This window comes from Enterococcus sp. E4-223, from assembly GCF_035727065.1.
GTDB classification, from domain to species: Bacteria; Bacillota; Bacilli; order Lactobacillales; family Enterococcaceae; genus Enterococcus_B; species Enterococcus_B faecium.
In genome coordinates, this window is sequence record NZ_JAPMLH010000001.1 from 50,289 (window position 1) to 69,605 (window position 19,317).

Annotated in this window: 19 protein-coding genes and 1 riboswitch; of the genes, 16 read left to right on the plus strand and 3 right to left on the minus strand. The window is 36.7% G+C overall.

Annotated elements, in window-relative coordinates; genetic code table 11:
• Position 1: 1 nt before the first annotated feature.
• Positions 2 to 475, minus strand: coding sequence for a DUF2975 domain-containing protein (locus OS139_RS00335; protein WP_002331739.1), 474 nt, complete (start codon positions 473 to 475; stop codon positions 2 to 4).
• A 639-nt stretch (positions 476 to 1,114) separates the two neighbouring features.
• Positions 1,115 to 1,288, minus strand: a complete 174-nt coding sequence (locus OS139_RS00340) for a hypothetical protein (protein WP_002291299.1) — start codon at positions 1,286 to 1,288, stop codon at positions 1,115 to 1,117.
• Positions 1,289 to 1,705: 417 nt separating this feature from the next.
• Here OS139_RS00340 and amaP point away from each other — a divergent pair, with 417 nt between their 5' ends.
• From amaP to pbp4, 16 genes are all read left to right on the plus strand, one after another.
• Positions 1,706 to 2,272: an alkaline shock response membrane anchor protein AmaP gene (amaP, locus tag OS139_RS00345; protein WP_002295947.1), complete on the plus strand. Its 567-nt coding sequence runs from the start codon at positions 1,706 to 1,708 to the stop codon at positions 2,270 to 2,272.
• 12 nt (positions 2,273 to 2,284) lie between these two features.
• Complete coding sequence (locus tag OS139_RS00350; protein WP_002290682.1) at positions 2,285 to 2,473, plus strand: DUF2273 domain-containing protein; 189 nt, start codon at positions 2,285 to 2,287, stop codon at positions 2,471 to 2,473.
• Positions 2,474 to 2,485: 12 nt separating this feature from the next.
• Positions 2,486 to 3,043 (plus strand): Asp23/Gls24 family envelope stress response protein, encoded by a 558-nt coding sequence (locus OS139_RS00355; protein WP_002290684.1) that lies wholly within the window; start codon positions 2,486 to 2,488, stop codon positions 3,041 to 3,043.
• Positions 3,044 to 3,074: 31 nt separating this feature from the next.
• Positions 3,075 to 3,317: a GlsB/YeaQ/YmgE family stress response membrane protein gene (locus tag OS139_RS00360; RefSeq protein WP_002290686.1), complete on the plus strand. Its 243-nt coding sequence runs from the start codon at positions 3,075 to 3,077 to the stop codon at positions 3,315 to 3,317.
• 328 nt (positions 3,318 to 3,645) lie between these two features.
• Positions 3,646 to 4,860, plus strand: a complete 1,215-nt coding sequence (locus OS139_RS00365) for an ammonium transporter (RefSeq protein WP_002331740.1) — start codon at positions 3,646 to 3,648, stop codon at positions 4,858 to 4,860.
• Positions 4,861 to 4,890: 30 nt separating this feature from the next.
• Positions 4,891 to 6,318: an amino acid permease gene (locus OS139_RS00370; RefSeq protein WP_002297463.1), complete on the plus strand. Its 1,428-nt coding sequence runs from the start codon at positions 4,891 to 4,893 to the stop codon at positions 6,316 to 6,318.
• A gap of 22 nt (positions 6,319 to 6,340) precedes the next feature.
• Entirely contained in the window at positions 6,341 to 7,267 is a 927-nt protein-coding gene (gene glsA, locus OS139_RS00375) for a glutaminase A (protein ID WP_002295938.1), read from the plus strand.
• Between the two features lie 207 nt (positions 7,268 to 7,474).
• The gene (locus OS139_RS00380; RefSeq protein WP_002331741.1) at positions 7,475 to 8,935 is read left to right on the plus strand and encodes a hypothetical protein; all 1,461 of its coding nucleotides are present in this window, start codon (positions 7,475 to 7,477) and stop codon (positions 8,933 to 8,935) included.
• Between the two features lie 220 nt (positions 8,936 to 9,155).
• Positions 9,156 to 10,919, plus strand: coding sequence for a 1-deoxy-D-xylulose-5-phosphate synthase (locus OS139_RS00385; RefSeq protein ID WP_002287770.1), 1,764 nt, complete (start codon positions 9,156 to 9,158; stop codon positions 10,917 to 10,919).
• A gap of 83 nt (positions 10,920 to 11,002) precedes the next feature.
• Positions 11,003 to 11,461: an ASCH domain-containing protein gene (locus OS139_RS00390; protein ID WP_002295936.1), complete on the plus strand. Its 459-nt coding sequence runs from the start codon at positions 11,003 to 11,005 to the stop codon at positions 11,459 to 11,461.
• Between the two features lie 108 nt (positions 11,462 to 11,569).
• Positions 11,570 to 12,253 (plus strand): N-acetylmannosamine-6-phosphate 2-epimerase, encoded by a 684-nt coding sequence (locus OS139_RS00395; RefSeq protein ID WP_002287767.1) that lies wholly within the window; start codon positions 11,570 to 11,572, stop codon positions 12,251 to 12,253.
• Between the two features lie 146 nt (positions 12,254 to 12,399).
• Complete coding sequence (locus OS139_RS00400; RefSeq protein WP_016627982.1) at positions 12,400 to 13,014, plus strand: flavin reductase family protein; 615 nt, start codon at positions 12,400 to 12,402, stop codon at positions 13,012 to 13,014.
• Between the two features lie 15 nt (positions 13,015 to 13,029).
• Complete coding sequence (locus OS139_RS00405; RefSeq protein ID WP_002287763.1) at positions 13,030 to 13,236, plus strand: hypothetical protein; 207 nt, start codon at positions 13,030 to 13,032, stop codon at positions 13,234 to 13,236.
• Positions 13,237 to 13,460: 224 nt separating this feature from the next.
• A riboswitch (M-box (ykoK) riboswitch) is annotated at positions 13,461 to 13,627 on the plus strand.
• A gap of 124 nt (positions 13,628 to 13,751) precedes the next feature.
• The gene (locus OS139_RS00410; RefSeq protein ID WP_325066761.1) at positions 13,752 to 14,915 is read left to right on the plus strand and encodes an FtsW/RodA/SpoVE family cell cycle protein; all 1,164 of its coding nucleotides are present in this window, start codon (positions 13,752 to 13,754) and stop codon (positions 14,913 to 14,915) included.
• A gap of 91 nt (positions 14,916 to 15,006) precedes the next feature.
• Positions 15,007 to 15,891, plus strand: a complete 885-nt coding sequence (locus OS139_RS00415; protein WP_002325723.1) for an LCP family protein — start codon at positions 15,007 to 15,009, stop codon at positions 15,889 to 15,891.
• A gap of 125 nt (positions 15,892 to 16,016) precedes the next feature.
• Positions 16,017 to 18,053 carry a penicillin-binding protein PBP4(5) gene (gene pbp4 / locus OS139_RS00420; RefSeq protein ID WP_002331744.1) on the plus strand — a complete coding sequence of 679 codons (2,037 nt, stop codon included), beginning with the start codon at positions 16,017 to 16,019 and terminating at the stop codon, positions 18,051 to 18,053.
• A gap of 108 nt (positions 18,054 to 18,161) precedes the next feature.
• On the opposite strand, the gene OS139_RS00425 is transcribed toward pbp4, so the two are convergent.
• On the minus strand, positions 18,162 to 19,313 hold the full coding sequence (locus OS139_RS00425; protein ID WP_002298469.1) for a cation:proton antiporter: 1,152 nt from the start codon (positions 19,311 to 19,313) through the stop codon (positions 18,162 to 18,164).
• Positions 19,314 to 19,317: the final 4 nt, after the last annotated feature.

Genomic DNA, 19,317 nt, shown 5'->3' on the forward strand with positions numbered 1-19,317 from the left:
CTCACACTGTCAAATCATGATCTGTCTTAAGTAAAATCGCATGTTCAAGCAGTTTTTCCAGCACGCTTGTTAATGTGTATACTGCAAAAGGAATGAATACGACAGCGATTCCTACCAACATCAAACCTGGAGCATCGTCTAAATCCGCTACTTTCATAAATTTAGGAAGTAAGCCAAAAAAAGCGAAACCAATAAACAAAATGGTTCGTTCGATTTTTTTTAGTATGTTTAAGCTTTGAGTGGAAAAAGCTTGGTTATCTTCGATTTTTTTCAATAGTTTCAATAAGAAATAAGCAATAACGATCCCTAGGAAAAGGGCAAAGTAAATGACAGAAACAAATAATGTGGTCTGCCAATCAAAATTGAATCCTTTTTCGCTTGTAGCGATCTGAGTGTAAAAAAGTACGCCGAACAAAATAAATACGGCACTTATACCTAAAACGACAAATTTTAATAGCAATGTTTTAAATTTCATTTTTATCCCTCTTTTATCTTTGATAGCTAAAATATAGCAGAATAATTATTGTAAAACAACTATTTTTTATCGAAAAACAATAAAAATATATCGTTTATAAAAAATGATAGAGTATGAAGGTGTGGAGTGCATTTAACAGCTTTTTTTGATTGTAAGAAACATTTAAAACCAGTTATTTTAGATTCTATGTGTGTCTCTTCTATAATGCTAGTTTAGATGCCTGGGATTATATTGGACAATACAGTTGGAGGATTTTTTATTATCTAGCGAAGAGAAGTGTAAGTTAACAGAACTGTATGAGAAAAAAGACAACTATGTAGTAGCTAACCGATTCATTAATTTTTTCAAGTTCATGTTTATTTACGTATTAGAATTTTTCTTATTCAATGGTTTGGTGTAATCACCACTTATTTGTCCTTTATTGCTTATACAATGTTATACAAAAGGAAAATCAAGCATTGACGCATGGGGTGGTACTATCTAGCTGAAATAGCTTAATAAGCGCAAGTAGATGCATTGGATTAGTTTATAAATCCAAAGTGTTAGAGGTATTAAGAAGAAGTAGAAAAATAAAATGGATTGCCGAATAAAAAGTACCATAAATCCTAAAACATGTGCCAACAGATAGATGGCACATGTTTATTTTTTTCGATAATTTTGTAACAAAAATACAAAGATGAAAAAGAATAAAGATTCCCATAGTGTAGTAGTCCAGCTGAATTCTTTACTGATACCAAATACCATATTTCCAAGATTCGATACAATCAAATAGCCAATCGTTATGATCAATGAATAATACAATCTTTTCATCATAGGACATACCTCGTTTTTATTTATAAGAATAGTATAAACCAAAGAAGAAAATAAGAAAAATGATAATAGAAAAATAAAGTAAAAACGCAATAAAGTAACTTAAGTTATTTTATTGCGTTTTTTTCTTCACTGAAAAATTTTAACAAATAAATAGAATTTTGTAATAATAACTGAGCATAATCTTTGCAATTTTTAATCTTGAATAATATCCTTTAAGTATAGCCAGCAATCAAAAGTAAATAGAGAATAAGTAAGCAATTGTTATTTCAGTATCAGCATGACAATAAAACGCCGTTATGATCCAACAATGTTTGGTAGCGCTTTATTTACTGGTGCTATGCTAACTGTTCGCTATCTATACTGTGATTGTCGGTAGAGTTATTTACAGGGTAAAAATAAGTTTATAGGAGGTGGAAAATGAATAAGGGGTTAAAAATAATCGGTGTTATCATGAGTTTATTGCTACTTTCAGTATTTCTAGCGATTGCGTTGATCAATGCGCCGTATATTATGCCTGAACAATTGGAACGATTTCGCTTCTTTACTTTAACGAATTACTACATGCAACAATATATTTTCTGGGCAGCTGTAGTATTTGCCGTTCTTGCTATTATCATCTTGCTAGTCGTTCTTTTCTATCCAAAGTCAAGAGGAACTTTCGTTATGAAACGGGAAGATGGCAAACTAACAATCGACAAAAAAGCGATCGAAGGGTTGGTACGTTCCCATTTACACGAAGAAGAGTTCATTCATTCACCTAAAGTACGGATACGTTCAACGAAAAATCGAATCCATATCCATGTCAACGGAGACTTGAAACGAACTTCTTCATTAGTAGGGAAAACAGGTGTATTGATGCAAGATATCGAAGAAGAAGTAACTAAAGTACTCGGAACAAAAGAAACGGTCAAAGTGGCAGTCACATACAGCGGTTATGAAGAACAAGAAGATACAAGAGACTACAAGCACTCTCGAGTGGAATAGGAGGGCCAAATAATGAAAGAACTATTTTCAGCATACAAGCTCCCTATTATCTTTGGGGGTCTTGGACTACTGCTAGCTGTTTTATGGTTAACGATTGGATTTTTCAAAACATTGTTGATCATCATCATGACAGCAATTGGCGCAGGAATCGGATTTTATTTGAAACAGACAGGAATAGTTGATCAATTTTTTAAATCATAGGAGGAAACAAAGATGGAAAACAAAAACATGAACACAACAAATGGATCAGTTTTGGCAAATGAAAAAGGAGAAAACCGCATGATGAATGGTGAATTGACTTATGAAGACAAAGTTATCCAAAAAATCATCGGTTATGCATTGAAAGATGTAGACGGTCTATTGACATTAGATGGCGGATTCTTCTCAAATATGGCTGAAAAATTAGTCAACACAGATAATGTAACAGCAGGTATCAATACAGAAGTAGGAAAGAAACAAGTAGCTGTGGATTTAGATGTGATTGTAGAATACGGTAAAGACATTGAAGACATCTACAACCAAATCAAAGAATTGATCAGTACTGAAGTCAACAATATGACACATTTAGATGTTATCGAAGTAAATGTGAATGTTGCAGACATCAAAACACAAGAAGAATACCAAAAAGATCAAGAAACAGTACAAGACAAAGTAACAGAAGCAGCAAAATCAACAGGACAATTTGCTTCACGCCAAACAGATAAAGCAAAAGCTGCTGTAGGCAAAGGTGCACAAAAAGTCAAAGAAAATAACGAACCACGTGTACAATAAGAAGTAAAAAGTCAGTTAGGAGGAATTTAAAATGGGATTTATTTGGGCATTAATCGTCGGAGGTATCATCGGAGCAATTGCAGGAGCAATCACGAATAAAGGATCATCAATGGGAATCATCGCAAACATCATTGCTGGTTTAGTAGGGTCAGCCATTGGACAAGCTTTATTAGGAACTTGGGGACCAACAATTGCAGGAATGGCTATCATTCCATCATTGATCGGTGCAATCATTTTAGTATTAGTCGTTTCATTCTTTGCACGTAAATTATAAGCAAATTGAAGAAAAACTTATGTTGAAATGAAGAACAAATTTGAGAACCGCAGCGAAACTTGCTGCGGTTCTTTTTTATATGAAGTATTCTTTATTCCTTATGAAAAAATAGCTTGAAAAATAAAAAAAGACGAAAATAAACGGTTTTCTATAAAAGAAGATCGTTTATTTTTTGTCTTTATTTGGTCAAAACGATAAAAAAGCACAGCACACCAAGCTTTTATTGATTGTCTGTCTTTTATAAATACAAGAATGTATTCAAAAAAACAGAAGAAAAATACAAGTAGATTTTCTTTTATACTCGTAAACGTAGAAAGGAGGCGAAAAAATGAATACATTACCTATCAATACAGGAGATGCAGCATTCATGATTTTATGTACAGCGATGGTTTGCTTGATGACTCCTGGTTTAGCATTTTTTTACGGCGGACTGGCACGGAAGAATAATATACTGACGATCATGACTCAATCTTTTCTCTCAGTTGGGATAACAACGATCATGTGGGTATTCGGTGGATTCGGATTGGCATTTGGACGAGATATCGGCGGTGTTATTGGAAACCCGGCAGATTTCTTTTTGATGAGACATGTTACAAGCTTCCCCAACATGTTTCATGGTGCAACGATTCCATTTTTAATGTTCTTTCTTTACCAACTGATGTTTATCGTGATTACCGTTCCTTTGATGACAGGAGCTTTTGCCGGGAGATTGAATTTAAAAGGCTATATTATACTTGTTATTTTTTGGAATCTGCTGATTTATTTCCCTGTTTGCCACTGGATATGGGGCGGCGGATTTTTGGATCAGATGGGATTTAGAGATTTCGCTGGTGGAGCAGTCATCCACACGACAGCTGGATTCGGCTCTTTAGCATGTATCCTCACACTTGGTCAAAGAAAGATTCCTTTAGGAGAAAGAAGTCAGCATAGCAGTCTTATGGCAGCTGCTATCGGTACAGGACTGCTTTGGTTTGGCTGGTTCGGTTTTAATTCCGGTGGTGCACTTCGAGCAGATGAACAAGCAGTCAATGCATTTGGTTCAACATTCATCGCTCTTGCATTTGCGATGATTACTTGGCTGATCATTGCAAAAGTAAAAGGAAATGGCTTTGATTTTGTCGACGTACTAACAGGATCCGTTGCTGGATTGGCAGCCATTACGCCTTGTGCCGGTTATGTAGAAGCAAAAAGTGCCATGCTGATTGGGATCATTGCGGGTATCGTCTGTCATGCTGCTGTTGATTTTCGTAAAAAGAAACAATGGGATGATGCACTTGATGTGTGGGGTGTTCATGGCATGGGCGGATTCACAGGTACGATTCTGATAGGGATCTTTGCATCTAACAGCCATTTACTAACGAATCCAAGCAGCTGGTACTTCTTAGGGATTCAAGTGATTGGTGTCATCATTACTGCCGTGTATGCCTATGTGCTGACAACAGTGATTTTAAAATCGGCGATGCACTTTACAACGATCACTACTACAAAAGAAGAACAAGAAGAAGGATTGGACTTTTTCTTCTTTGGCAACAAACTCAATTGAAACAAATTCAAATAGAAAAGAGGAAGATTCATGCAACAAAGCAAAACGAAAATTCCTGCAAAAAAATTAACGTTCTTTGGCTTTTTGGCTATGACCATCTCAATGGTCGTTTCATTATATGAATATCCCACATTCGCGACCTCAGGCTTCAGCTTAGTATTTTTCTTGTTATTAGGCGGTTTGCTATGGTTTATCCCTGTGGCATTGTGCGCAGCAGAGATGGCAACGGTGAAAGGATGGGAAAAAGGCGGTGTCTATACTTGGGTCAGTCGCACATTGGGAAAACGATTCGGTTTTGCCGCAATCTTTTTCCAATGGTTTGAGATAACAGTTGGCTACTTGACCATGCTGTATTTCTTAACTGGTGCATTATCCTATGCAACGGGTATTGGTGCTATACAAAACAATAAATATCTGAAATTGGCAATCCTATTGATTATTTTCTGGGCTATTTTACTCTCACAGTTAAAAGGAACCAAATACACTTCATTGATTGCTCGGATCGGTTTTGTAGCTGGTATCTTGTTGCCAGCATTAGTCTTGTTTGGCTTAGGGATCCATTATGTCGCTTCAGGCGCTCCACTACAAACGACACTGTCTATGAAAACATTGATTCCTGATTTTTCGAAATTGCCTACGCTGGTTGTTTTTGTTTCCTTTATTTTAGCATATATGGGCGTAGAAACATCTGCCAGTCATGCAAATGAAATGGAAAACCCTAAAAAGGATTATCCATTAGCAATGTTTGTATTGGTTATTCTGGCAATCATTTTAGATACTTTTGGCGGATTGACCGTCGCTACTACAGTACCTCAACATGGTTTGTCTCTTAATACAGGGGTGATTCAATCGTTAGAATTCCTATTAAGACACATTGATCCAAATCTTGCATGGATTGCGAAAATTCTTGCGATTCTTGTTTGTTTAGGTGTCATCGGAGAAATTGCTTCTTGGGTAACCTCTCCTTCAAAAGCACTTCACGTAGCAGCAGAAGAAGGATTACTTCCTGAATATTTTGCAAAAGAAAACACACACGGTGTTCCTGCTCATTTGATGATCGCAAATGGGATCGTTGCAACAATCTGGGCAGCCGTCTTTACATTAAGCGGCGGGGGGAATAATCTTTCATTTCTTGCAGCGATGTCATTGACTGTTGTAATCTACCTGATGTTGTACTTTATGTTTTTCGCGGGCTATTTGAAGCTGGTTTTTAAAGATGACAGTCTTGAAAGAGCCTATCAGGTTCCAGGCGGAAAAGTTGTAAAAGTAATCGTTGCTTGTTTAGGTCTTTTGACTTCACTTTTTGCTTTTTGTATCTCATTTGTTCCACCTGCTAGTATCGCAGCTGGACAGCATGGGATTTATGAAACGATTCTGATTGTTTCTTATCTTATCGTCTTAGTTATTCCATTTACGATCTACGCATGCCGTCATAAATTCCAGCATGCAGAAAAATAAAAAATGAAAGCTGGTTATTCAAATGGAAGTAAAAGAATTAGAACAATTGATTGGAAAAAATTTCCACTATTATCAAACAGGACAAGTGGCGGATTACATTCCAGCATTAGCTGAAGTGGATCCTAAACAATTAGGTATGGCGATTTATGATTTGGATACAAAACAACTGATTGAGGGAGGAGATGCTGATGTGCGCTTTGCCATCGAAAGCATGTCAAAAGTTCCCGTATTGTTATTAGCAATCAAAGACAACGGAATAGAAAAAGTCTTTCAAACAATCAACACGGAACCAACCGGTTTTGCCTTCAATTCTATCATGAATATGGAAATCAATCATCGCAAACATCCAATGAATCCTTTTGTTAATGCAGGAGCGATTGCAACAACCTCGTTGATTGCCGGTAAAGATGCAGATGAAAAATTTGAGCGAATCTTGTCATTTATGAAAGAGATCTGTGATGATCCTAATATCACATTGAATGAAGAAATCTATCATTCTGAATCAAGAACAGGTGATATCAATCGCTCTCTTGCTTACTATATGAAAGGTAATCAAATGATCGAAGGAGACGTACCGGAGATACTCGATGCTTATTTCAGACAATGCTCCCTCAATGTCACCGCTACAGGCATAGCAAAATTAGCTGCTGTGCTGGCAAATAAAGGAATTGCTCCTTGGAATGGCAAACAAATCATTACTGAAGAAAGTGCTACAATCGTCAAATCAATTATGACAACTGCTGGTTTGTATGATGAATCAGGAGAGTTTTCCGTCCATGTTGGTGTACCTGCAAAAAGCGGTGTAGGCGGCGGGTTGATGGCAGCTGTGCCAAATCGTTACGGCATAGGTGTCTTCAGCCCGGCACTAGATCCATTTGGTAACAGCGCAGCTGGTATCCAATTGTTGAAAGATGTAGTCAAAGAACTAGACGCTGACATCTTTGAATAACCATTCTTGAAAGAGGCTGGGGTAAAAGTCCAAACGGCTCAAAGCTACCTACAATGAGGCTGAAATTGTGAGCTTGTTTGACTTTTGTCCCAGTTTCTTTTTTTATTGGTTTTTGAAAGGGCTTTTCTAAATAAAAAGGAAACAAAAATACGATTTACAGATATGATTAAATAAAATCATAAGAAAAACTGGAGGCGTGTATCAGGAATGCTGGAAAATTACATCGAGCGAAATATATTTAGAAAAGTGTATCTGTGTGAACAATTATTTGAATTCCAAGAAATAGATATCGAACAAACAGCTATTTCACTAAGGGTGACTACACCAACGATCCTTCACGATCTAGAAAGTCTAGCCGAGTGTCTAGAATATTGCATAAAAGAACAAGTAAGAGAGAAGCATAAGTATAAACTCGTATTCAAACATGGTATTGCTCTTTCTGAGCTCACACAGTTTCTGTACGGTCAATCTTATTTTTTAAAGTTTTTAAGTTATTATTTTAATGGTATATTCACGAGTACAGAACTGGCTGATCTTGAATTTATTTCTTTGAGCAAAGTATATACAATAAAAAAAATCGTATTGGATTTTTTTAAAGAAAATGATTATTTGAAAAATAAAGAAATCATTATCCCAGAATTTGACTCGCGGAACATCTTGCTAGCTTTAGTACGCTATGTCAATTGGGAAGGCTATGAAAATAAAAATCCGTATGTAGAAGAAGCTTGTAACGAGTTGATTGATTATGTAGAGACTCATTTTTTTAAAAGAAGATATTCGGAAGATGAAAAGTCCTTTATCTTACGAGGAATAGAGATCGCAATCGGAAGAAAGGCATTTCCCCTTGGACTGAAAGAAGAAGATAAGAAAAGTGCAGAAACGAAGCCGTTATTTCAATTAGTCTGTCAAGGATTGGAAGAGCAAAAAGGAATTCTAGACTTACAAGAAGAAGATGTCTATTATATTTTTTCTTTGTTCAACAGTAGAAATTATACCAATGAGAACATGGAGCTGTTAAGAAAAGATTTCGAAGTTGTTTATAAAAATTTTGTTCTCAATGACCTATCACTGAATGAATTGATTTTACAGATTATTAGTATCGCTGAAATCGACGATGCAGAAAATTTTATTTTCAAGCAATCCTTTTTACAATTTGTCCGTACGTTGTGGGCAGATGGACAAGTATTTTTACCGGAAAGGATCTATCTTCTATCAGAAAAAGAACAACTTCTGTACGGAAAAATTGTAGAAATATTGGAAGAGTGGAAAAAGAAAAATCAAATCCAACTAAGATGGAATGAAAATTTCATCCGAAAATTTGTTAAGAGTCTTTCTTTGATTACCAGAGAACAGATGATACAGCAAGAGATAGAAATATTTGTTGTTTCAGAAAGTTCAGTCAAACAATTTTTTTATCGAACCCAATTTCATTTGTATGCTGAAGAAGATATGGCTGAAATAAACCCCATTCTATTTCGTTCTTTAGAAGAATTACCTGATGAATGTTTGTGTTCAAAAAAACGAGTGGTTTTATGCGATGCTGCTAGCTATCAAAATGGATTAGAAACTGAAAAGACAAAGATCTATCCAATCTCATTAAAAGGTGCAAACATCCATTTGTATCATATTGCTCAGGAACTTCACCTATTAAAAAAACATATTTCTTGATGAGACCTTAATTAGGAGACCTTCTACAAATCTTTTTAATTGTCTGCAGAAGGTTTTTATTTGAGTCCTGATTCGTGCGAAGATCTACTTATATAACAAGTTTTCTCTGAAATTTTTTTAAAATGCTATTGACTTAGAGTCAACTCTAAGTAGTAGAATAGATAAAGTGTAACAAATCTATTTTCATTAAAAGAAGATAGTACGGAGGAGAGAATGTATTATGAGTACAGTATTACATGTATTGGATGCAATCAATAGCCCCGCAGATGTCAAAAAATTATCTGTTGAGGAAATGAAGCAGTTGGCAGAAGAGATGCGCCAAAAAATCTTGCAAAAGGACAGCGATGTAGGTGGGCACGTTGGTCCGAATCTAGGTGTAGTAGAATTAACGATTGCGTTTCATTATGTATTTGATTCACCAAAGGATAAAATCGTTTGGGACGTTTCCCATCAGTCTTATGGTCATAAGCTTTTAACTGGTCGAAAAAATGGTTTTGAAAAAGGACATTACCGTGAAGTGAGCGGATATTCCAACCAACATGAAAGTAAACATGACTATTTTACAGTGGGGCACACATCTACATCTATCAGCTTAGCAACAGGTTTAGCTAAAGCGAGAGATCTGAAGAAAGAATCAGGAAATGTGGTAGCATTTATCGGTGACGGCTCCCTAAGTGGTGGCTTAGCTTTTGAAGGATTGAACAATGGTGGTGTTTTACAATCCAATCTAATCGTATTAGTAAACGATAATGAGATGTCTATTGATGAGAATCATGGCAGTTTATATAAAAACTTAGCTGAGCTTCGTCAAACCAACGGTAAAAGCAGCAATAACCTATTTAAAGCAATGGGATTTGATTATCGTTACGTGGATAATGGAAACGATCTGGAAACGGTGATCCGTTTATTTGAAGAAGTAAAAGATATTGATCATCCGATTGTACTTCACGTCCATACGGAAAAAGGTCGCGGTTATCAGCCGGCAATCGATAATAAAATGAAATATCATTGGCATGTACCATTTGATCTGTCCACCGGGGAGGCAAAGCAGGTAACTTCTGGAGAAACATTTAATATGATCATCATGGATTATTTGGATAAGAAAATGCAAACAAGTACAGCTCCTATTGCCGCAGTCAATGCAGCAATACCAGGCGCCTTTGGACTGAAAACATTCCAAGAAAAACATCCAGATCATTATTTTGATGTGGGGATCGCTGAGCAGCATTCCATCACGTTTGCTTCTGCTTTGGCTTCTCAGGGAGTACGTCCAGTCGTCTTCCAATCAAGTACTTTCTTGCAACGGGCATATGATCAATTATCACATGATTTAGCGATCAACGAGAATCCAGTGATTATTTTAGTCGGTGGCGGAACGATCTCAGCTAGTGACCGAACACACCAAGGAACATTTGACATTCCTTACTTATCAAGTATCCCGAACATCAAATATCTTGCTCCAGCAACAAAAGAGGATATGATCTCTATGCTAGATTGGGCGTTCGAACAAACAGCGCAGCCTGTAGCAATCCGAATTCCTACACATGGTGTAGAACATGGTACAGCTATCGCAAATGATTATAGTATTCCAGCCTATCAAACAGTAAATAATGGAGGAAAAGTAGCAATTTTAGCTTTAGGCGGTTTTCTTGAATTAGGAAAAGAAACAGTAAAAGCTTTTAGAAAAAAAGGAATCGAAGCAACGTTGATCAATCCAGGAACGATCACAGAAAATGACGTAGAAACATTAGATAAATTAAAAGAAACACACGAATTAGTCATCACATTAGAAGATGGTAGTTTGTCAGGAGGATTTGGCGAAAATATCAGTCGTTATTATGGTGATTCTTCAATGAACGTATTAAATTTTGGTGCAGAGAAAGAATTCACGGATAGCGTTCCTGTAGGGCAGCTTTATGAACGTTATCATTTAACACCAAAACAAATCGTTGAAGATAGTCTGCGTGTCTTGAATATTCAATAATTCATTATGCTCACCATCCAGATAATTGTTTATGCTAGTATCTGGATGGTTTTTTCATTATAAAAAGCAAAGGGGTGGATGTTATGTATCAGCAAGTAGAAGAATATGTCAAAAAGTTCCAAGAAAAATATCCTAGTTATCAATCAGAAAAATTAGGTTTTTTTTCATTTGGGGATACAGAAAAAATGGCAGACGAGTTGAGCGAACTAGTTGTAAAAAAGATAAAGACTGGTACATCAAGTGGTTACGATCTGTATAAACAAGAGAATGAGCCTTTACCAAAAGTTGGTCAATTAGACGTGGTCCTGAATGGAAAAAATGAACCAGTTTGTATCATCAAAAATATAAATGTGACCATCTTGCCTTTTAGTGAAGTCACGAAAGAGCATGCTTGGAAAGAAGGAGAAGGGGATCGGACATTAGCTTATTGGCGGAAAGTCCATGCTGAGTTTTTTAAACATGCTTATAAAGAAGCGTTGAACATAGAATTTACAGAAGAGAAGCTGGTCGTATACGAAGAATTTGAAGTAATTTTCTTTTAGTAAGAAAGGTCTGCTGAAAGAAATAGCTCATTATTGACTCCTGAATAGAAAAGGGTTACATTTTTATATGAAGCTGTATTTTTATATAACATTACTGGAGGAGATATTGTGGATACACTGGAACAAATCAAAGGCGGAGTCGTCGTTTCTTGTCAAGCTTTGGAAAACGAGCCGCTACACAGTTCTTTTATTATGGGGAGAATGGCTTTGGCTGCAAAAGAAGGCGGAGCAGTTGGTATTCGAGCAAATACGACAGAAGATATCAATGAAATCAAGCGAATCGTTGATTTACCGGTAATAGGGATTATCAAAAGAGATTACGATGGGTCAGAAGTGTTTATTACTGCGACAGAAAAAGAAGTGGAAGAACTTTTGGAGACGCAAGCAGAAATCATTGCACTGGATGCAACTTCTCGTAAACGTCCGACAGAAAAAACAACTGCTGAACTTGTCCAAATGATTCACGAACACGGTCGGTTAGCTATGGCAGATATTTCGACTTTTGAGGAAGCGCTTCAAGCGCAAGAAGATGGTTTTGATCTTTTGTCTACGACTTTAGCAGGCTATACAGAATATTCACGAAAGACGCAGACACCTGATTTTGATTTATTGAATCAAATCATAGAACAAGTCGATATCCCAGTAATTATGGAAGGACATACTGACTCTCCTGAACAAGTAGAGAAAGCATATGAATTAGGTGCTTTTTCAGTCGTAGTTGGATCTATTATCACCCGTCCGCAATTGATCACTAAAAGATATGTCGAAGCCGCAAGTAAAGCAAATAACTAAAAAACACGCACGGCACAGATTCTTGACAAAAAAGAAAAATTGATAGATAGTTTAAAGCAGATTCTAAGAAGATGAAAAAAGCATTACTTTTCATTTTGTCTTCAAGATCTGCTTTTTAACGAATTTTATAGAAAGAAGGCGAAACCATGTTTGAACGGAGTCCTTCAGAATTGACAGAACGTGAAAATTACAAGTTGCTGATTGGTTCAGTCATCCCTAGACCAGTAGCAGTAGTAACGACTAAATCAGCAAAAGATATAGTGAATATCGCACCCTTCAGTTACTTCAATATCGTCAGTTCGAATCCACCCATCTTATCCTTGGCGATCCAGAGAAAACAAGATGCAGTAAAAGACACAGCAAAGAATATTCTTGAGACAAGAGAAGCTGTTATCCATATCCTTGATGAGGACAACGTAGAAGAAGTAAATAAAACAGCAGCCAATCTGCCTAATGAGGAAAGCGAACTGTACCTGACTGACTTGACTTTAACTGATTCAGTAATCATTTCAGTACCAGCATTGACAGAAGCAAAAGTTCGTTTTGAAACATCCTTATATGAACATGTCGAGATACGGAATAAAAATAAAGTAACAGCTGATTTATTTTTGCTAGAAGTACAGAAATATCATTTAAATGAAACAGTCTATGATGATAAGACAGGAAGGATCGATCCAAGAAAATTGAATGCTGCAAGCCGTTTGGCAGGAAATGATTATGCAGCAATAGGAGAAATTTTCACGATTGCACGTCCCAAATAAAAAGGAGCACTAGTTATGTTAAAAATAAGCTATAAACCATCGACAGATTCAAAAGAAATGAAAAAAGAATATGAAACAGTGAATGATTTTCTGCAAGGGCAGTACTTAGAAGTTCCGCCATTGCAAGACCATTTTGTCGTTACTACTGTTACTTTAGATGGTAAGGAAATAGAAATGCCAGATCAAACGATTAGCGGATTGTTTAATTACTTTAACAAATAAACATTTATTCCGAAAAGTGAAAAAACATATAAAAAAACACATAAAACTAAAAAATTATCAAAGAATCCTGGTGCAACTGAAAGAATTTGCAACGGGATTCTTTCAACTTATTTGTTATTTTTTTCTAAAAAATATTAAAGATTGTTAAATTTCACTATTTCATTTCAAATTCCATTGCCTAATCATTAGGAAAAGTCTATCATGAACTCGTAAATAGAATATAGTAATAACCTTGTTAGGTGAGGCTCCTATACAAACATAGGCTGTTGCCCAGAAACGTCGAAAGTCGCCAATGGGTAAAACAGAAACTGTCGGATTAAGGCTTTTTCCAATAGCTAAGAATGTTTTCTTTACGTTGTATAGTGCTAAAACTCGGACGATGAGATGATGCTAGGTCAGAATTCTTGTTCGAAAAGGTTTCTGACCTTTTCTTTATATTTTTGTGACTGACTTATTTGATGAGACAAACTCGCTCCTCACCTGACAAGTGGATTGCTGTGTGAGGAGGAGATGCGGTGAAAAAAAGAAAAAAGATCGATTGGTGGATTTTGGGTCCTTATTTGACTTTGTCCATGATCGGTCTTTTAGAAGTATACAGTGCCAGTTCTTATCGTTTATTGCAAGCCGATGAAAATACAAAAAGTCTATTATTACGTCAACTAATTTTCATATTTTTGAGTTGGAGCGTGATCTTCTTAGCTCGTTCAGTCAAACTACACTATTTACTTCACCCTAAAATAGCAGGATACGGTTTAGCCTTATCGATTTTCTTTTTAGTATTAGTAAGAATAGGGATATTCGGTGTCACTGTCAACGGCGCACAACGTTGGATCTCTCTGTTTGGCATTCAATTCCAGCCTTCTGAACTGGCAAATCTTTTTTTGATTTTTTATTTAAGCTGGTTTTTTCGTGACGGAAATAGTAGCCCAAAAGATCTAAAAAAACCATTCCTGATTACAGTAGGTATAACTTTTCTGATTTTATTCCAGCCAAAGATTGCTGGAGCATTGATGATCCTTTCGATTGCGTGGGTCATATTTTGGGCAGCGGCGGTTCCATTTAAAAAAGGGATCTATCTAATCGTTACTTTTTCTGCATTGCTGATTGGAGCAGCAGGCGGGGTATTATATTTAGGAAATAAAGGTTGGCTTCCACAGATGTTTAATCATGCTTATGAAAGGATCGCGACTTTAAGAGATCCTTTTATCGATAGTCATGGTGCGGGCTATCAAATGACCCATTCGTTTTATGCACTATATAATGGTGGCATATTTGGGCGGGGATTAGGAAATAGTATCACAAAAAAAGGGTATCTTCCAGAGACAGAAACAGATTTTATTTTTTCGATTATTACAGAAGAGCTTGGGCTAATCGGTGCATTGTGTGTGCTTTTCTTATTGTTCTCATTATGCATGAGAATCTTTTGTTTAAGCAGTCGCTGTAAAAATCAGCAAGCTGGATTGTTTCTTTTAGGATTCGGAACTTTGCTATTCGTTCAGACGATAATGAACGTGGGAAGTATCGCGGGGCTGATGCCAATGACTGGTGTGCCATTGCCATTTATTAGCTACGGAGGAACAAGTTATCTGATCCTTTCTTTAGGAATCGGAATCACGTTGAATATTTCTTCAAAGATACAGGCCGAAGAGTTGCCGCTCTATCGACCTGAAAAACAATAAAGAGAAACTGAGAAACTCTCAGTTTGAATTATCATAAAGTACAATCTTTTATTTTTCAAGCGAGAGGTTCTTTTAGAAAGAGGAATTCGCAATGAAAGTATCTCAAAAAATCATATTATCTATTTTGTTACTGCTTACATTAGTAGTTGGCTATTTTTCGATTGAGTTTATCCATGGATTTTCGTCTGCAAAACAGAGTTCAACTGTGAAAAAGGTAGAGCCGAAAAGTGTCCCTACCACACTAAATGTGGCTTTGATTGGTTCAGATGCTCGTTCGAAAGACGAAAACGGTCGCTCGGATTCACTTCTGGTTGCACAATACAACCAGAAAACACAACAAGCAAAACTGATCTCTATCATGAGAGATTCATATGTCGATATTCCAGGTTACGGAATGAATAAGATAAATGCAGCTTACTCTTATGGGGGAGTTGATTTATTAAATCAAACATTAAAGGAAAATTTCAAATTTGAAGCTCCCTATTATGCAAGTATCACATTTCAAGATTTTATCGATTGCGTTAATGAACTGTTTCCTGGTGGAGTCAAGATCGATGCAGAAAAATCTCTAGATTTAGATGGCGTATATATAAACAAAGGTGAGCAAGTGATGGATGGTAATACTTTACTCCAGTATGCTCGATTTCGGGAAGACAAAGAAGGAGACTTCGGGAGGATCAGAAGGCAGCAGCAAGTGATCAAAGCTATCTCTCAGCAGCTGAAAGACGTAACTTCAATATTCAAGCTACCCAAAGCGGTTGGGAAATTACTTGGTAGTATCCAAACGAACCTTCCAGAAAGTGTGCTTCTGGATTGTGGTATGGATTTCCTCAAAGACAATAATAAAAAGATCGATACATTATCCGTACCAGTAGACGGCAGTTGGGACTTCAACGACAATACGCCTTCCGGAAGTGTTCTGGAATTAGATTTGACCAAAAACCAAGAAGCAATCAAAAAATTTCTGAATAATTAAGTAAAGAAAATAAAAGAAGTTAGAAATAACAATCTATGTTATGTTCTGACTTCTTTTATTATGTTAGAATAAACAGGGATAAATAGTGAAAATAAAGGAATGACAAGCAAGAGAAGGAGGAAAAAATGAAAAGAAGTGACAAGCACGGCAAAAATCGAACAGGCGCTTATATTGCCGGCGCAGTGATCTTAATAGCAGCTGCGGGTAGCGGTTATTTTTACTACCAGCACTATCAAGAAAACCAAGCAGTAGAAGCTGGAGAAAAGACGGTTGAGCAATTTGTCCAAGCTTTGAACAAAGGAGATTATAACAAAGCTGCAGAAATGGCATCAAAAAAGGCGGCAAATAAAAGTGCATTATCTGAAAAAGAGATCTTAGAGAAATACCAGAATATATACGGTGCTGCTGATGTCAAAGGACTTCAGATATCGAATCTAAAAGTAGATAAAAAAGACGATTCTACTTACAGTTTTTCATATAAAGCAAAGATGAATACCTCATTAGGTGAATTGAAAGATCTTTCTTATAAAGGAACATTAGACAGAAATGATGGTCAAACCACGATCAACTGGCAACCCAACTTGGTTTTTCCAGAAATGGAAGGAAATGACAAAGTAAGCCTGACCACACAAGAAGCAGCAAGAGGGAATATTATAGATCGAAATGGTGAACCATTAGCAACAACAGGCAAACTAAAACAATTAGGAGTCGTTCCAAGTAAACTTGGAGATGGAGACGAAAAAACAGCCAATATCAAAGCGATTGCTTCCTCCTTCGACTTAACAGAAGATGCTATCAATCAGGCGATTTCACAAAGCTGGGTACAACCCGATTACTTTGTCCCATTGAAAATCATTGATGGAGCAACGCCAGAACTTCCAGCTGGAGCTACCATTCAAGAAGTAGACGGCAGATATTATCCTTTGGGTGAAGCAGCTGCTCAGCTGATTGGTTACGTGGGAGATATCACAGCAGAAGATATTGATAAGAATCCAGAATTAAGCAGTAATGGAAAAATCGGTCGCTCAGGTTTGGAGATGGCTTTTGATAAGGATCTTCGTGGGACAACAGGTGGGAAATTAAGCATTACAGATGCAGACGGTGTAGAGAAAAAAGTTCTGATCGAACATGAAGTTCAAAATGGCAAAGATATCAAATTGACAATCGATGCGAAGGCACAAAAAACAGCTTTTGACAGTCTAGGAGGAAAAGCTGGATCAACTGTTGCGACAACGCCAAAAACCGGTGATCTTCTTGCGCTTGCTAGCTCTCCAAGCTATGATCCAAACAAAATGACAAACGGGATCTCACAAGAAGATTACAAAGCTTATGAAGAAAATCCTGAACAGCCATTCATCAGCCGATTTGCGACAGGTTATGCTCCTGGATCTACGTTTAAAATGATTACAGCAGCAATCGGTCTCGAAAACGGCACTATCGATCCAAATGAAGTGTTGACGATCAACGGGCTTAAATGGCAAAAAGACAGTTCTTGGGGATCTTATCAAGTAACGCGTGTCAGTGATGTATCACAAGTAGACTTAAAAACTGCTTTGATCTATTCCGATAATATATATATGGCACAAGAAACGTTGAAAATGGGTGAGAAAAAATTTCGTACAGGCTTAGATAAATTCATTTTTGGTGAAGACCTTGATTTGCCAATTAGTATGAATCCAGCACAAATTTCTAATGAAGATAGCTTTAACTCAGATATCTTGCTAGCTGATACTGGATATGGACAGGGCGAACTTCTAATTAATCCTATCCAGCAAGCAGCAATGTATTCTGTTTTTGCCAACAATGGCACACTTGTCTATCCTAAATTGATTGCAGATAAAGAGACAAAAGATAAGAAGAATGTCATCGGCGAAACAGCAGTACAAACGATCGTGCCAGATCTGAGAGAAGTTGTGCAAGATGTAAATGGTACAGCACATTCTCTTTCTGCTTTAGGGATTCCGTTGGCAGCGAAAACTGGTACAGCGGAAATCAAAGAAAAACAGGATGAAAAGGGGAAAGAGAACAGTTTCTTGTTTGCTTTCAATCCTGATAACCAAGGTTATATGATGGTCAGCATGTTGGAAAATAAAGAAGATGATGATTCAGCAACCAAACGAGCACCGGAACTATTGCAATACCTCAACCAAAATTATCAATAAAAAATTGCTTTTTAAGTACAGTAAAAGGACTGTGGCGTTATCGTCACAGTCCTTTTTTCAAATAAACGGTTTTCCCGATGTCTCTTTCACAACTTCTTTTTGATTTACTCACACTTCATAAACTTTTTTTGTAAAATATTTGAGAACAAGTGGAGAAATAAGTGTACTTAATAAAATCACGATAACTAAAGGTGAATAGTACTGTGGTTCGATCAATTGACTTTGCTGTCCAATTTGTAAAATGATCAAAGCCATTTCTCCACGCGAAATCATACCAGCACCGACCATCAATGAACTATGTTGAGAAAAACCGGCAATCTGAGCACCAAAATAACCTCCAAGCAATTTGGTCAAAATCGCTACAAGCGTCAATATAGAAATAAAGAGTAGTTGTTCACTAAAGTCAGAAAAATCAACTTCTAATCCTACACTGACAAAAAATACTGGTATAAATACTGCATATCCTAAAGCCTCTACATTGTGGTATACTTCTTCTTTAACCTTTGTCTGACTGACAGCTATCCCAGCAAAAAAAGCACCAATGACAGAGCTAAGCCCAACAAGATCCGCTACGTAAGACATTCCTAAACAAATAACTAGTGATACGATGATAATAGAAGAATTTGCGTACACTTTTTCTGCAAATGAAAGTAGGAAAGGCGCAATCCATTTGACTAATAAGAAAATAAAAACAAAATAAATTAGCTGTTCAATCAAAACAAGCGGTAAAGAAGCATTGCTAGAAGCTTCCCCCGTTAGAAAAGATAGGCTGAAACTTAGAACTAAAACGACTAAAATGTCATCTACCACAGAAGCACCCAAAATTGTTGATCCTTCTTTTGTATTCACTACGTTTAGTTCTTTTAATACTTCTACTGAAATACTGACAGAAGTTGCCGCAAGAATAATCCCAAAGAAAATCGCTTCATTTCCCGAAACTTGGAATGCTTCGCCTGTCAACCAGCCAAAAACAACCGGGAAGATGATCCCAAGCAAAGCAACGAACATACCAGGTCGGAAATATTTTTTCAAAAGAGATAAATCACTTTCCAGACCAGCTAAAAACATTAATAAGATCACACCAATCTCCGAAAAGTCATGGACTAGAATATCAGGTTTGACCCAATTCAATCCAGCTTGGCCTAGCAAAACACCAACAAGTAATTGTCCAATCACTGCTGGGATACCTAATCTCCGCGAGATATGTGAGCCAATCGTTGTTGAAATCAATATCAGGCATAAAATACCAATAAATTCCATTCTC

Coding starts and splice junctions, on each gene's coding strand:
- OS139_RS00370 (WP_002297463.1), top strand. CDS start 4,891: ATGCAACAAAGCAAAACGAAAATTCCTGCAAAAAAATTAACGTTCTTT.
- OS139_RS00390 (WP_002295936.1), top strand. CDS start 11,003: ATGTATCAGCAAGTAGAAGAATATGTCAAAAAGTTCCAAGAAAAATAT.
- OS139_RS00365 (WP_002331740.1), top strand. CDS start 3,646: ATGAATACATTACCTATCAATACAGGAGATGCAGCATTCATGATTTTA.
- glsA (WP_002295938.1), top strand. CDS start 6,341: ATGGAAGTAAAAGAATTAGAACAATTGATTGGAAAAAATTTCCACTAT.
- OS139_RS00415 (WP_002325723.1), top strand. CDS start 15,007: ATGAAAGTATCTCAAAAAATCATATTATCTATTTTGTTACTGCTTACA.
- OS139_RS00360 (WP_002290686.1), top strand. CDS start 3,075: ATGGGATTTATTTGGGCATTAATCGTCGGAGGTATCATCGGAGCAATT.
- OS139_RS00400 (WP_016627982.1), top strand. CDS start 12,400: ATGTTTGAACGGAGTCCTTCAGAATTGACAGAACGTGAAAATTACAAG.
- OS139_RS00335 (WP_002331739.1), bottom strand. CDS start 475: ATGAAATTTAAAACATTGCTATTAAAATTTGTCGTTTTAGGTATAAGT.
- pbp4 (WP_002331744.1), top strand. CDS start 16,017: ATGAAAAGAAGTGACAAGCACGGCAAAAATCGAACAGGCGCTTATATT.
- OS139_RS00340 (WP_002291299.1), bottom strand. CDS start 1,288: ATGATGAAAAGATTGTATTATTCATTGATCATAACGATTGGCTATTTG.
- OS139_RS00380 (WP_002331741.1), top strand. CDS start 7,475: ATGCTGGAAAATTACATCGAGCGAAATATATTTAGAAAAGTGTATCTG.
- OS139_RS00350 (WP_002290682.1), top strand. CDS start 2,285: ATGAAAGAACTATTTTCAGCATACAAGCTCCCTATTATCTTTGGGGGT.
- OS139_RS00425 (WP_002298469.1), bottom strand. CDS start 19,313: ATGGAATTTATTGGTATTTTATGCCTGATATTGATTTCAACAACGATT.
- OS139_RS00405 (WP_002287763.1), top strand. CDS start 13,030: ATGTTAAAAATAAGCTATAAACCATCGACAGATTCAAAAGAAATGAAA.
- OS139_RS00355 (WP_002290684.1), top strand. CDS start 2,486: ATGGAAAACAAAAACATGAACACAACAAATGGATCAGTTTTGGCAAAT.
- amaP (WP_002295947.1), top strand. CDS start 1,706: ATGAATAAGGGGTTAAAAATAATCGGTGTTATCATGAGTTTATTGCTA.
- OS139_RS00385 (WP_002287770.1), top strand. CDS start 9,156: ATGAGTACAGTATTACATGTATTGGATGCAATCAATAGCCCCGCAGAT.